This window comes from Mesobacterium pallidum, assembly GCF_019966535.1.
GTDB classification, from domain to species: Bacteria; Pseudomonadota; Alphaproteobacteria; order Rhodobacterales; family Rhodobacteraceae; genus Mesobacterium; species Mesobacterium pallidum.
This window is the reverse complement of record NZ_JAIMID010000001.1, coordinates 243,041-255,658: the sequence shown is the minus strand read 5'-3', so window position 1 is coordinate 255,658 and position 12,618 is coordinate 243,041. Positions and strand designations below refer to the sequence as shown.

The window sequence follows — 12,618 nt, the reverse complement described above, 5'->3', positions numbered from 1 at the left end:
CGCGCGCGCGCCCCGACCGCCTTATCGCACCGCCAGCAGGGCATCCACCTCGACCGCCGCGTTGACCGGCAGGCTGGCCACACAGACGGCCGTGCGCGCATGGCGCCCGGCCTCGCCGAAGAGGTCGATGAAGAGGTTGGAGGCCCCGTCGATGATCGCCGGCCCCTGCCCGAAGCCCGGGGCCGAATTCACGAAGCCGCCCAGCCGCAGCACCTGTTCGACCCGGTCGAGCGATCCCAGCGCCTCGCGCGCGCAATAAAGCAGGTTCAGCGCGCACATCTGCGCCGCCTTCTGCATCTCGGCCAGGTCGCTGTCCTCTGTCACCGGGCCGAACCAGCGCGGCGTGCCGTTCCATTCGCAGATCTGCCCGGACAGGACCAGCAGCCCGTTCCACAGCCGGTATTTCACGAAACTGGCGCGCGGCGGGCAGTCGGGCGGCAGCTCGAGCCCCATGTCGGTCAGGCGTTTCTCGATCTCACTCATGGCCATGCTCCTCGACCAGTTGGACGGCCCTTTCGATCAGGGCCAAGTCGCTGCCCGGCGGGCCGATCAGCGACAGGCCCATCGGCGCGCCGTCGATCCGCGTGGCCGGAAAGACCACCTGCGGCAGGCCCGCGACCACGGCGAGGCACAGCAGGAGCCGGGCCTGGCCGGCAAAGGCCAGGTGCGCGGGCGCCCCGGCATCGGCGCGGATCGGCGCGTCATGCACGACCGGGGCAAGGATCGCGCGGCCGGCGATGGCCCCGATCACCGCGCTGGTGATGCGCGCGCGCTCGGCGCGCCAATACGCTTCGTCGTTGGCCGTGACCTGGCGCGCCCTGGCATAGCGGTCGCGGATGTAGTCGCCCAGTGGCATCTGGCGGGCCTCGATCCAGGCGCCGTGGGTTGCCACCACCTCGCGCGACTGGATCGCGTCGAAGGCCTGGAACAGGGTCTCGGGCGGCACGGAATAAAGCGGTGCGCGGCCCCGCGACAGCGCCTTGGCGATCGGCTCGATCGCCGCGCGGGCCCCGGGCGCGACGCGCGCCATCATGTCGGTGGCCAGCGGCGGCGGCCCCTCGGCCAGTGCCGCGCTGTCCGGGCCCATCAGCACCGAAGAGGCGCGCAGCAGCGTCTGGCCGTCGCGCGCGAAAAGCCCGCAGGTGTCAAAGCTGGGCACCAACGGCATGCAGCCGTCCAGCGGCGCCGCCCCCTGGGTCGGACGCAGGCCCCAGAGGCCGCAAAAGCTGGCAGGCGCGCGGATCGACCCGCCGGTGTCGCTGCCCAGCGCGATATCGGCGAGATTGCCCGCCACCGCCGCGGCCGAACCGTTGGACGACCCGCCCGTGATCCGGTCCGGCGCGGCGGGGTTCACCACGGGTCCGAAATGCGGATTGCGGCCGGTCATCGACCAGGCCAGCTCGTCGGTCTGGACCTTGCCGGCAAAGACCGCGCCGGCCTTGAGCAGGCGGTCGACGGCCCCGGCATGGGCGGTCTTGATCCCGCTTTCCGCCAGCTTGATCGGGTTGCCGCAGCTGGTCGGGTAACCGGCCACGTCGTAGATGTCCTTGACCGCCAGCCGCAGGCCGTCCAGCGGGCCGGTCCCGCTGGCGACCGGCGCCGGCGGATAGGGCATCAGCGCGCGCCAGGGGTCGATCATGCCGGGGCGGCCTCGAGCACGCAGGCGACGCGGCGCCCCGGCCCCGGTTCGACCACCGGCGGCAGCGCGGCGCGGCACTCGGGCCGGGCCTGCGGGCAGCGCGGCGCGAAGGGGCAGAAGGACGGCGGCTCTTCCAGCGTCGGCGGGGCGCCGGGAATGGCATCAAGCCGCGCGCCCTTGACCGCGCCGTGCAGGTTCGCGGCCAGCAGCCCCCTGGTATAGGGGTGGCGCGGGTCCTTCATGATCTCGGCGATGGTGCCGGTCTCAACAATGGTGCCCGCGTACATCACCGCGACGCGGTCCGCGATCTCGACCGCGACCCCGATGTCATGGGTGACAAAGATCACCGACATGCCCATCTCGCGCTGCAGGTTGCGCAGCAGCAGCAGGACCTGCATCTGCACCGTGGCATCCAGCGCCGTCGTCGGCTCGTCCGCCAGCAGGAGCTTGGGATTGCACGACAACGCCAGCGCGATCATCGCCCGTTGCCGCATCCCGCCCGACATCTCGTGCGGGTAGTTCTTGAGCCGCCGCTCGGGCGACGGGATGCGCACCTTCTGCAGCATCTCGAGCGCGCGGGACATGGCCGCCTCGCGGGTGATGCTTTCGTGCCGCATGACGGTTTCGGCGATCTGCGCGCCCACGGTGTAGACCGGGTCCAGCGCCAGCGCCGGGTCCTGGAAGATCATCGACACCTCGCCGCCGCGGAAATCGCTCAGCGCCCGGCCCTTCAGCGCCAGCACGTCTCTCCCGTCAAAGCGGATGCTGCCGCCGATCTTCGTCCGCTTGGGCGGCAGCAGTTGCAGGATGGATTTCAGCGTGACGCTCTTGCCCGAGCCGCTTTCGCCCAGAAGCGCCAGCACCTCGCCCTTTTCGACGCTCAGGCTGACGCCGTTCACGGCATGGACGCTGCGCCCGCCGCCGCCGAAGCGGACGGTCAGGTCGCGGATGTCGACCAGGGCGCTCATGCGGCGGCCTTTCCGTGGCCCGAGGCCGGGTCGCGCATGTGGCAGGCCACCTGGTGGCCTTCGCCCAGGGTCACGGCGCGGGGCTTTTTCGAGGCGCAGAGGTCCTCGGCAAAGGGGCAGCGGGTGTGGAACCGGCAGCCCGAGGGCGGGTCGATCGGGTTCGGCGGATCGCCCGCCAGCGGCGGCACCTGGGTCCGGGCGTACGGGTCCATCGACGGCATGGCCGAGAACAGCGCGGCCGTGTAGGGATGCGCCTGCCGCTCGTAGAGCGCCTCGGCCGGGCCGACCTCGACCACCTCGCCCAGGTACATGACCATCAACCGGTCCGAGATGTAGCGCACGACGTTCAGGTCGTGGCTGATGAACATGTAGGTCAGGTCGAAATCGCGCCGCAGATCGGTGAGCAGGTTCAGCACCTGCGCCTCGACCGACTTGTCGAGCGCCGAGACCGCCTCGTCCAGGATCACGAGGCGCGGGCGCATCGCAAGCGCGCGGCCGATGTTGACGCGCTGGCGCTGGCCGCCCGACAACTCGTGCGGGTAGCGCCCGGCAAAACGCGCGGGGTCGAGCCCGATACGCTCGAGCAGGTCGCGGGCGATGCGCCGCGCCTCGGCGGCATCGACACCGTTCACCTTTGGGCCGAAGGCGATGGATTCCTCGATCGTGAGCCGCGGGTTGAGCGAGGCAAAGCTGTCCTGGAACACCATCTGCACGCCGCGGCGCAGGTCGCGCAGGCTCAGTTCCTCGCCCAGTTCCTGCGCGTCGTAGATGATCTTGCCGCCGGTCGCCGGGGTCAGCCCGATCAGCAGCCGCGCGGTGGTGGACTTGCCGCAGCCCGACTCTCCCACCACGCCCAGCGTCTCGCCCTTGGCGATGGAAAAGCTGACGCCGTCCACCGCGCGCACCACCTTCTTGGGGCCGAAGGCGCCGGCGCGGACGGGAAAGTGGCAGGTGAGGTCGCGGGCGATGACAAGCGGCTGGCGCGGCCCGCCCTTGTCGGGCAGGCCCATTTCACTGGCGGACATTCATCGCGCTCCTCAATCCGTCGCTCATCAGGTTCAGGCAGAGCGAAGTGACGAAAATCATCATCCCCGGCAGGGCCGCGACCCAGGGGTTGATGTAGATGGCGGTGCGCAGCGTGTTCAGCATCAGGCCCCATTCCGGCTCGGGCGGTTTCACCCCGAGGCCAAGAAACGACAGCCCCGCCGCGATGATCATGCAGACGCTGGTCAGCGAGGTGGCGTAGACAAAGATCGGCCCCATCACGTTGCCCAGCACATGCACCCGCACGATGGTGAAATCCCCCGCCCCGCTGGCCCGCGCCGCGTCGACGTAATCGAGCTGGCGCACCGAGGCGGTGACGCTTTCCGCGACCCGGGTGATCGGCGGGATGAAGACGATGGTCAGCGACACCAGCGAATTGACGATCCCCGCCCCCAGCGCGCCCGAGATGGCGATGGCCAGAAGGACCGAGGGGAAGGCAAAGAACACGTCCACCGTGCGCATGATGACGGTGTTGGCCCAGCCGCCGACATAGCCGGCGATGAGGCCCAGCGTGGTGCCGATGACAAAGGCCGCGACCACCGGCGTAATGCCCAGGAACAGTGTCAGCCGGCCGCCGTAGATCAGCCGGGCCAGCATGTCGCGGCCCAGCTCGTCGGTGCCAAGGATGTGGCCCTCGGTGCCGATGGGCTTCAGGCGGCTGACCATGGAGCCCTGGTAGGGATCGTGCAGCCCGATGTAGGGCGCGAAGAGGGCCGACAGGACCAGCAGGCCCAGGACGGCGCCGCAGACCAGCGTCACCGGATCGCGGCGCAGTCGTGCCCAGACGCCGCCCCAGTAGCCCCGCGCGGGCGCGGCGGGCGCCTCGGCCGGCAGCACGGCGGTTTGCGTGGTGTCGGTCATGCGCGCGAGATCCTCGGGTCGATCAGGGATTGCAGCAGGTCGACGATCAGGTTGAGCGCGACAAAGAACATCGCCAGCACCAGGATCGTGCCCTGGAGCGTCGGCAGGTCGCGTTGCAGGATGGCGACCGACAGCAGGTAGCCCGAGCCGGGCCAGTTGAAGACCGTCTCGATCAGGATGGACCCGCCCAGCAGGTAGCCCAGCTGCAGCCCGATCACCGACAGCGCGGTGGGCGCGGCGTTGCGCGCCACGTGGCGCAGGATGCCGAGCCGCGTCATGCCCTTGGCCTCGAGCGCCTGCACGAAATCCTGGTCGAGGATATCGGCCACCAGCGCCCGGGTGGTGCGCATCACGATGCCCATGGGCACCACGGCCAGGGTCACGGCCGGCAGCACCAGGTGGCGGATATGGGCCCAGTCCCAGGTCCATTCGCCCGACCCGCCCGGCCCCGCGCCCATCGAGGGCAGCCAGCCGAGGCTGACGGAAAAGATGATGACCAGCACCATGCCCAGCCAGTAGTTCGGGGTCGAGACCCCGCCGATGGCCACCGCGGTGATGCCGCGATCCCAGACAGTGTTGTTCAGGTAGCCCGCCAGGAACCCCAGCATCAGGCCCAGCGGAAAGCCGATCACGCTGGCGGCGGCGGCCAGCAGCAGCGTGTTGCCCACGGCGCGCGTGACCTCGGTCGCGACGTCCCGGCCGGTGGCGATGGACCGGCCCAGGTCGCCGGTCACGGCATTGCCCAGCCAGATGCCGAACTGCACCGGCAGCGGCTTGTCGAACCCGTAGGCGGCGCGCATCTCGGCCTCCTGCTCGGCGGTGGCGTCGATCGGCATGACCGCGACCAGCGGATCGCCGGGCGCGATATGCACCAGCAGGAAACAGATCAGGCTGACCCCGATCGCGACGGGGACGACGTAGACCAGGCGGCGAAGAAGATATCCAAGCATGTCGAGGCGAAGGCGGGGGCGCGGCATGCGCGCCCCCGGCCCCCTTTACTCCATCGTGATGGTGCCGAAGTTCTGGTACCAGTTCTGCGCCTGGACAAAGCCCTTGACCTTCGGGCTCATCGCCCGCGGTGCCACGTCATGGGTGACCATCAGGAACAGCGCCTCGTTCACGAACTTCTCGTGGGTGCGCTGCAGCACCTTGGCCTGCTCCTCGGGGTCGAAGGTGGTGCGGATCGCCTTGAAGTTCTCCTCCATCTCGGGGTCGCAGTAATGGCCCCAGTTGGTGCCGTTGGGCGCGATCAGGTCACAGCTGAGGTGCCGGATCAGGCCGGTGAACGGGTCCTGGATGAAGTAGGTGAAGTTGATCGAATGCGCGCCCTGGCTACTTTCGTCCGCCGCCCCCGCGCGCCAGATGTTGATCATCGTGTTCCATTCGACCACCGCGAATTCCACGTCGATCCAGATCTCGGCCAGGTTCTGCTGGATGAACTCGTTCATCGGCAGCGGCAGCATCTGGCCCGAGCCCGAGGGCGAGATCAGCGCCTTGACGGCCAGCCGGTTGTCGGGGCCGTAGCCCGATTCAGACATCAGCGCCTTGGCGGCCTCCAGGTCGTAGGTCACCTTGAAGTCCGGGGTGCCGAACCAGGCCGAACCCGGCGGCAGGAAGCCCTCGGCCGGGACCATCAGCCCGCCCAGCAGCGTCTTCATGCCCTCGCGGTCGATGGCGAGGTTGGCGGCCTTGCGCACGTTGATGTCGTTCCAGGGCGAGCCCTCGAGCCGGTTCAGGTGCCAGGTCCAGTTGTGCGGCAGGGTGTTCGACACGATCTCGAACCCGTTGCCCTGCAGCGCCGGGATCACGTCGGGCGCCGGCGCCTCGATCCAGTCGACCTGGCCCGACAGCAGCGCGGCCGAACGTGCGTTCGGCTCGGGCAGCGGGATTAGCACCATCTTGTCCAGCTTGGGCACGCGGGTCTCGTCCCAGTGACCGGCAAAGGGCACCAGCTCGGCCCGCTCACGCGGGACAAAGCTTTCCATGATCCAGGGGCCGGTGCCCGACGGGTCCTCGGCCACGGCGTCCCAGCTCTTGCCCTTGGCTTCCCAGTTGGCGGGCGAGGACATCAGGATCCAGGCCAGCTGGTAGGGCAGCGTGGCGTCGGGCGTCTTGGTGACGATCTCGAGCGTGTAGTCGTCGACGGCCGAGTAGCTGGCCACCGCCGGGATGCGCGACTTGCCCTGGGCGGACTGGCGGGTGTCGTATTGTTCGGACGTGTCGTCCAGCAGCTTGTCGAAGTTCCAGACCGCCGCGTTGGCGTCGAACTCGGACCCGTCGTGGAACTTGACGCCTTCGCGGATCTTGAAGGTCCAGGTCAGCTGGTCCTCGCCCACGCTCCACTCGGTCGCGAGGCCGGGGATCAGGCCCGAAGGCTTGTCCGCCGAGGTCAGGTCCCAGTTGATGAGCGCGTCGTAGACGGTGTAGCCCATGAAGCGCATGCCTTCGCCGCCCTGGTCGGTCTGGCCGGTGGTCAGCGGAATGTCCGAGGCGGTCATGCCGACGCGCAGCGTGCCCTGCGCCAGTGCCAGCGCCGGTGTCGCGGCCAGCGCCGCGGCCAGCGCCAGCCCCCGGGCCCTGCGGGTCAGTATCTGGAAACTCATGGTCTTGTGACTCCCCTGTCGTCGTCATGTTGTCGATTGGCGTCTGTCGCGCCTGGCACAGTGTTGGCCGCCGCCCCGCGGCGCGGCGCAAGTCTTTCGATGCGCCGCGGTAAACCGCGAGAACATGCGGGGGATATGCCTGCTTTTCGCTCAGATCCGGGGGCGCGGATGAAGAATTGGGCGAAATGAAGCGGCGATCGCGGGCCCGCGCGGCGGCCGCGTCGCGAGAGCGGCGGATTCGGCTGGACGCCGGGGCCGCCAGCCCGGCATCTGGACGCGGGCGGGGACCCCCCGGCCCGGGACCGGGGCGCGGCCCGGCCCTTTCACGCCATGGCGCTGCCGCGGGGCGCCGCATGTCGGGGCAGGCCATGAAACCGATTCTCTTGATGAACCCCAACAGCAACGCGCAGACCACCGTCACCATGTGCGCCATCGCCGCGACGGCCCTTGGCGCGCCGCCGGCGGGCTGGACGGCCCCGAACGGTCCCGACCTGATCACGACGCCCGAGGCGCTGGCCGAGGCCGGGCGGCTGGTCGCGGCGGTCACACCTGACCCTGGGATCGCGGCGGTCATCGTCTCGGCCTTCGGCGATCCCGGCGCCGAGGCCCTGCAGCACCGGCTGGACTGCCCCGTGGTGGGGATCGGCGCGGCCAGCGCGCGGGCCGCCGGCGCGGGCGGCGTGACCTTTGCCGTCGCCACCACGACCCCGCTGCTCGGGCCTCAGATCGACGCGCTGATGCGGCGCGCGGGCGGCGCCTCCTACCTTGGCAGCGTTTTCGCGACCGGCGATGCGCAGGCGCTCATGGCCGACGCAGACGCGCTGGACGCCGCCTTGCTCGGGGCCATTGAAAGGGCTGCCGATTCGGGGGCGCGGCATGTCATCATCGGCGGCGGCCCGTTGGGGGCTGCGGCCGAACGGCTGCGGCCGCGCGCGCCTGCGCGTCTCTTCAACCCCATTCTCTGTGCCGCGGTCGAAGTCGCGGCCCTGCTGGAGCACCACCATGACTGACCTTTCCCCGCTGATCGCCGCCCTGATCGAGGCGCATCGCACCGGCACCCCCGCGCCCTGCCCGTTTCAGCCGCTGACAAGGGCCGAAGTGCTGGCCGTGCAGGAAGCCGTGATTGCCACGCTGGGGCCGGTCGCCGGGTTCAAGGTCGGCCAGGCCGACGGCAGCCCGCCGATCCTCGCCCCCATCCCCGCGCGCCTGCGGGTCGCGAATGGCGGCACCCGGACCATACGTGACCGGCTGGGGGTCGAGCTCGAGGTCGGGTTCGAACTCCTGCGCCCCCTGCCCTCGGCCGCGCTGCCCGGGGACCTGCCGCACTACTTCCGCCCGCTCGTCGCGCTCGAGCTGGTGGACACGCGCCTGTCGGGGCGGGCGGCCGAGGATGCAGTGATGAAGTTCGCCGATTTCCAGATCAACGCGGGCCTCGTGACCGGCGCCGCTCTGCCCGGCTGGGACGGGGGCGACTTCGGCACGGTCACGGCGTCGCTGACCGCCGGAGACAAGGTGGTGATCGACGGCCCGGCGACCATCCCCGGCGGCTCGGCCCTGGCCAACCTCGCGGCGCTCGTCACGCATCTCGGGGCGCATTGCGGCGGGTTGCAGGTGGGCCAGGTGGTGATCACCGGGTCGGTCTGCGGACTGCCCTGGTTCGAGCCCGGCGTGACCGTCGAGGGCCGGATCGAGGGCCTCGGCACCGCCAGCGTCACCCTGGGCTGACGTCCGGGTCCGGCCAGCGGAACTCCGGCGCGACGGGGGCGATGATGTCCATGAGACGGCTTTCGGTTCCCATCGGGCCGATCAACTGCATGCCGATGGGCAGGCCGCGCTCCGTCTCGGCCGGGAAGGCCAGCGCGGGCAGGCCGGCGGCATTGACCCAGCCGGTATAGACCGCGTGGCCGCGTGGCCCGACCGGCTGACCGTCGATGACAGGCGGATGCGTGTCGCCCGCCGGCCAGGGATGGGCGGCAGAGGCCGGCATCAGGATCGCGTCGAAGCCCCAGAGCCCGATGGACTCGTTGCGCAAGCGAAAGACCGCGGCGAGGATCCCGGCCAGCTCGGTCGCGCGGACCCCTGCCCCGCGCGCGGCCATGTCGCGATACTTCGGCGCCGCGGCCTCGGCGATCTCGGGATCGTCGGCAAACAGCGCGGCAAGCCCGACCTCGGCGATGGTGCCCCAGCCCGCGTTGAGATCCGCAAGGTCGCAGGGCAGCGCGCCCGCCTCGACGCGGTGGCCCGCCTGCCGCAGCGCCTCGGCCGTGCGGGCAAGGGCCGCGCGGATTCCGGGATCGCAGGGCGCATCGTCCAGCGTCTCGACCGTCAGGATGCGGGCGCGTGCCGGGGCGGCGACAGCCGGCTTGCCCGACAGCACGGCATCGAGCAGCCGCAGGTCGCGCAGCGACCGGGTCACCGGCCCCGCCACCTCGAAATCCAGCAGGAGTTGCGGCAACCCGCCCGCGCGCCGCACATGGCCGATCCCGGGCTTGAGCCCGTAGAGCCCGCAATAACCCGCCGGCCGCCGGATCGAGCCGCCGCCATCCGTCGCCAACCCTGCGACGGCCATGCCCGAGGCGACAGCCGCCACGACCCCGCCCGAGGACCCACCCGGCGTCAGGTCCGGATCGAACGGGTTGCGCGTCGTGCCGAAGGTGGCGTTGCCGGTGTAGCCCTCGACCGCGAATTCCGGCGTGTTGCCCTTGCCCAGCACCAGCGCGCCCGCCGCCCGCAACGCGGCGACCGGGCTTTCGTCCTGCCCTGCCACGCGGCGCGCCAGCGCGGCATTGCCCCAGGCGGCAGGCAGGCCCGCGACGACGAGATTGTCCTTGATGACCATCGGCACCCCGTCCAGCGGCCCCATCGGCGCGCCCTGCTGCCAGCGCCGCGTGGCCGCCTGCGCCGCGTCCAGCACCGTGCCCGACAGCTGGGAGAAGGCGTTCAGAACCGGGTCCGCGGCGGCGATCCGCTCCAGCATCGCCTCGGCCGCGGCGGTCGGCGTGACCGCACCGCGCGCGAAGGCGGCGACGAGGGCGGAGGCGTCCTGCTGCCAGATCACGTGAAGTCTCCCTTGTCGGTGGCCTTTGCCCGTGCCTGTCGACGACAGCACGCCGGTCGCGCGGGGACAAGCCATTTGGCCAGCGCAGACCGGGCCGGGCATGGGATCGCTGCGGCAGAGGGCAGGTCGCAGGCAGCTGTGCCCGCGACCCGGCCATGGGCGCCATCCCCGGCAGCGCGCGCAGGGCCGCCTTGCGCCACGTGACTTTCCGCGCCGCACGCTATCTGGTCGGCCAAGACCCCGGCCCGCCGGGCAGACAGGCAAGGAGACACCCCATCCGCTTCTCGATCATCATCGCCCTCACCCTCGTGCTGTCCGCCGTCGGGCTGACCTACGAGATCGCCGCCGGCCGGGTGCTCGCGCCGTTCTTCGGCACCTCGCTGCTGACCTGGACCACCGTGATCGCGACCGTGCTCGGGGGGTTCTCGCTGGGCAGCGCCATCGGTGGGATCGTGGCCGAGCGGCCGCGCGACCAGGCAATGCCGAACGTCCGCGCGGCGCTGGTCGCGACCGCCATGCTGATGGCCGTGTCGCCGACCCTGCTGGGGCTGCTGCACGCCTGGGGCGCGCGCGGGACCGAGGGCATGATCCTCACCGTGCTGCTTGTGTTCTTTCCGGCCTCGGTCTGCGTCACCCTGCCCTCGCCCCTGCTGGCCCGGCTCGCGATCGAGGCGCGGCCGGGGCGCGAAGGCTCGTCGCTGGGATTCGTCCTGGCGGCCGGGTCGGTCGGGGCCATCTTCGGGGCGATCCTGGCCGGCTTCGTGACGCTGCCGCTGATCGGCTCGACCGCCACCTTCGCGGCCTGCGCGGTGGTGACGCTGCTGTGCCTGCCCTTCCTGCGGGGCGGGGCGCCGGGCCACCCGGGCGTGCCGCTTGCCGCCGCTGTCTTCGTGGCAGTGTCGGGGGTCGCCGGATCGCCGGCCTGCCCCTATGAATCCGGCCTCTCCTGCCTGCGCGTGGTTCGGCAGGGCCCCGAGGTGCTGCTGCTGTCGGACGGCATCATCCAGGCCTCCGAACGCCCGGCCACGCAGGACGCGGACGCGGGCGATGTCGGGCTGGCGCTTGGCTATACCGAGTGGCTCTGGGCCCGGATGGCGCAGGACCTCGGGCCCGCGCCTTCGGTGCTGTTCGTCGGCGGCGGCGGCTACACGCTGCCGGCCAAGCTGCTGACCGCGCGCCCCGCGGCGCAGGCCGTCGCGGTCGAGATTGACCCGCTGGTGACCGAGGTGGTGCGCCATCACATGCCGCAGGCGGCCGGGGTGATCGCCCAAACCGGCTACCAAGCCGGCCACGGCACCGGGTCGGAGCAGCAGACAGGACGCCTCGGCATCGTCCATGCCGACGGCCGGGTCTACCTCAACCGCACCGAACGCCGGTTCGATGCCGCGGTGATGGATGCCTTTTCCTCGGGCTCGGTACCGGCGCACCTTGTCACGACGGAAACCTTTGCCCGCCTGCGCGAAATCGTCGACGGGCCGGTCTACGTGAACCTGATCGACGCCCCCGACGGCCCGCTGGCCCGCGGCGTCCACGCGATCCTGCGCGAGACATATCCCCACGTGATCGCCGAGGCCGGCCCGCTGAACGCCCGCGGCCGGACCAACGTGCTGCTGGCGGCCTCGCCCCGACCGCTGGACGCGCCGTCCGGGCGGCCCGAGGGCTACGCGCCGACGCGGATCTCGCCGGCCCGGCCCTTTACCGACGATCGCGGCTGGGTCGGGCATCGCTGAGCGCGCCTTTCAGGCGGTGGTGACCTTGGGATGCAGCACGACCCGGGTGCCGACGGGCACGCGCGGGTACAGGTCCTTAACGTGGTCGTTGGTCAGCCGGGCGCAGCCGTTCGACACTGCGCTGCCGATGGTCGAGGGCGCGTTTGTGCCGTGGATGCGCAGGTAGGTGTCGCGCCCCTGCCCGTCGTAGAGATAGAGCGCCCGCGCGCCCAGCGGGTTGTTCGGCCCGCCCTTCATCCCATCCTTGTACCTGGCATATTTGCCGGGATCGCGCTTGATCATTGCCGGGGTCGGGCGCCACCAGGGCCACTCGGCCTTGCGCGCCACGGTGAAGACACCCGGCTCGTACAGGCCCTTGCGCCCGACGCCGACGCCGTAGCGCAGCGCCGATCCGTCCTCGTACATGAGGTAAAGGAAGAAATCGTCCGGCACCACGTGGATCTCGCCCGGCAGCCACCCGGTCCGCGCCGTCTTGACGCGGGTCGGCAGGAAGCGGTCGGGCAACGTCACGCTATGGGCCCCGGCAGAGGTGGCAAGCGTCGCGGCAAGGCCGGCGAGTACGTGGCGGCGCGTGGGCAGGGTCATGAAGGTCCTTTCCTGGTCGGGTCCCACACATGCAAGAAGCGGCGCAAAACCCCACTCACATCCGCGTGACAGGGCGAGGATGCGGGCAAATGTTCCCGAAAAACAACGAAGTCTGCCCGAAATCGCGGAT

12 protein-coding genes are annotated in these 12,618 nt (G+C 70.8%); 3 read left to right on the top strand and 9 right to left on the bottom strand.

What is annotated here, in order from left to right; genetic code table 11:
* Nucleotides 1–21: 21 nt before the first annotated feature.
* Genes MF270_RS01155 through MF270_RS01125 form a run of 7 tightly spaced genes read right to left on the bottom strand, consistent with a single transcriptional unit; the run spans nt 22 to nt 7,115 of the window.
* A complete protein-coding gene (locus MF270_RS01155) occupies nt 22–483 on the bottom strand; it encodes a RidA family protein (RefSeq protein ID WP_238364015.1) in 462 nt (153 codons plus the stop codon).
* Nucleotides 476–1,639, bottom strand: a complete 1,164-nt coding sequence (locus tag MF270_RS01150) for an amidase (protein WP_238364014.1) — start codon at nt 1,637–1,639, stop codon at nt 476–478. The genes MF270_RS01155 and MF270_RS01150 overlap by 8 nt, the downstream gene beginning before the upstream one ends.
* Nucleotides 1,636–2,607, bottom strand: coding sequence for an ABC transporter ATP-binding protein (locus MF270_RS01145; RefSeq protein ID WP_238364013.1), 972 nt, complete (start codon nt 2,605–2,607; stop codon nt 1,636–1,638). Before MF270_RS01145 ends, MF270_RS01150 begins: the two co-directional genes overlap by 4 nt.
* Nucleotides 2,604–3,632: an ABC transporter ATP-binding protein gene (locus tag MF270_RS01140; protein WP_238364012.1), complete on the bottom strand. Its 1,029-nt coding sequence runs from the start codon at nt 3,630–3,632 to the stop codon at nt 2,604–2,606. The genes MF270_RS01145 and MF270_RS01140 overlap by 4 nt, the downstream gene beginning before the upstream one ends.
* Nucleotides 3,619–4,512 carry an ABC transporter permease gene (locus MF270_RS01135; RefSeq protein WP_238364011.1) on the bottom strand — a complete coding sequence of 298 codons (894 nt, stop codon included), beginning with the start codon at nt 4,510–4,512 and terminating at the stop codon, nt 3,619–3,621. The genes MF270_RS01140 and MF270_RS01135 overlap by 14 nt, the downstream gene beginning before the upstream one ends.
* Nucleotides 4,509–5,489: an ABC transporter permease gene (locus tag MF270_RS01130; protein WP_336245973.1), complete on the bottom strand. Its 981-nt coding sequence runs from the start codon at nt 5,487–5,489 to the stop codon at nt 4,509–4,511. Before MF270_RS01130 ends, MF270_RS01135 begins: the two co-directional genes overlap by 4 nt.
* A gap of 18 nt (nt 5,490–5,507) precedes the next feature.
* Nucleotides 5,508–7,115, bottom strand: coding sequence for an ABC transporter substrate-binding protein (locus tag MF270_RS01125; protein ID WP_272490636.1), 1,608 nt, complete (start codon nt 7,113–7,115; stop codon nt 5,508–5,510).
* Between the two features lie 368 nt (nt 7,116–7,483).
* On the opposite strand from MF270_RS01125, the gene MF270_RS01120 reads away from it, so the two are divergent.
* Nucleotides 7,484–8,125, top strand: a complete 642-nt coding sequence (locus tag MF270_RS01120; RefSeq protein ID WP_238364010.1) for an aspartate/glutamate racemase family protein — start codon at nt 7,484–7,486, stop codon at nt 8,123–8,125.
* Nucleotides 8,118–8,840 carry a hydratase gene (locus MF270_RS01115; protein WP_238364009.1) on the top strand — a complete coding sequence of 241 codons (723 nt, stop codon included), beginning with the start codon at nt 8,118–8,120 and terminating at the stop codon, nt 8,838–8,840. Before MF270_RS01120 ends, MF270_RS01115 begins: the two co-directional genes overlap by 8 nt.
* On the opposite strand, the gene MF270_RS01110 is transcribed toward MF270_RS01115, so the two are convergent.
* Complete coding sequence (locus MF270_RS01110) at nt 8,827–10,173, bottom strand: amidase (RefSeq protein WP_238364008.1); 1,347 nt, start codon at nt 10,171–10,173, stop codon at nt 8,827–8,829. The two genes, MF270_RS01115 and MF270_RS01110, sit on opposite strands and share 14 nt — an antisense overlap.
* Before the next feature lie 155 nt (nt 10,174–10,328).
* Between MF270_RS01110 and MF270_RS01105 the strand changes: the two genes are divergently transcribed.
* Nucleotides 10,329–11,903 (top strand): fused MFS/spermidine synthase, encoded by a 1,575-nt coding sequence (locus MF270_RS01105; RefSeq protein ID WP_238364007.1) that lies wholly within the window; start codon nt 10,329–10,331, stop codon nt 11,901–11,903.
* A 9-nt stretch (nt 11,904–11,912) separates the two neighbouring features.
* Here MF270_RS01105 and MF270_RS01100 read toward each other — a convergent pair whose 3' ends face one another.
* Nucleotides 11,913–12,488, bottom strand: a complete 576-nt coding sequence (locus MF270_RS01100; RefSeq protein WP_238364006.1) for a L,D-transpeptidase — start codon at nt 12,486–12,488, stop codon at nt 11,913–11,915.
* Nucleotides 12,489–12,618 lie beyond the last annotated feature (130 nt).

Excerpts from the sequence above, each read along its gene's own strand:
- MF270_RS01125 (WP_272490636.1), bottom strand. The coding sequence starts at position 7,115 with ATGAGTTTCCAGATACTGACCCGCAGGGCCCGGGGGCTGGCGCTGGCC.
- MF270_RS01135 (WP_238364011.1), bottom strand. The coding sequence starts at position 4,512 with ATGACCGACACCACGCAAACCGCCGTGCTGCCGGCCGAGGCGCCCGCC.
- MF270_RS01145 (WP_238364013.1), bottom strand. The coding sequence starts at position 2,607 with ATGAGCGCCCTGGTCGACATCCGCGACCTGACCGTCCGCTTCGGCGGC.
- MF270_RS01105 (WP_238364007.1), top strand. The coding sequence starts at position 10,329 with ATGGGCGCCATCCCCGGCAGCGCGCGCAGGGCCGCCTTGCGCCACGTG.
- MF270_RS01155 (WP_238364015.1), bottom strand. The coding sequence starts at position 483 with ATGAGTGAGATCGAGAAACGCCTGACCGACATGGGGCTCGAGCTGCCG.
- MF270_RS01100 (WP_238364006.1), bottom strand. The coding sequence starts at position 12,488 with ATGACCCTGCCCACGCGCCGCCACGTACTCGCCGGCCTTGCCGCGACG.
- MF270_RS01150 (WP_238364014.1), bottom strand. The coding sequence starts at position 1,639 with ATGATCGACCCCTGGCGCGCGCTGATGCCCTATCCGCCGGCGCCGGTC.
- MF270_RS01140 (WP_238364012.1), bottom strand. The coding sequence starts at position 3,632 with ATGTCCGCCAGTGAAATGGGCCTGCCCGACAAGGGCGGGCCGCGCCAG.
- MF270_RS01130 (WP_336245973.1), bottom strand. The coding sequence starts at position 5,489 with ATGCCGCGCCCCCGCCTTCGCCTCGACATGCTTGGATATCTTCTTCGC.
- MF270_RS01115 (WP_238364009.1), top strand. The coding sequence starts at position 8,118 with ATGACTGACCTTTCCCCGCTGATCGCCGCCCTGATCGAGGCGCATCGC.
- MF270_RS01120 (WP_238364010.1), top strand. The coding sequence starts at position 7,484 with ATGAAACCGATTCTCTTGATGAACCCCAACAGCAACGCGCAGACCACC.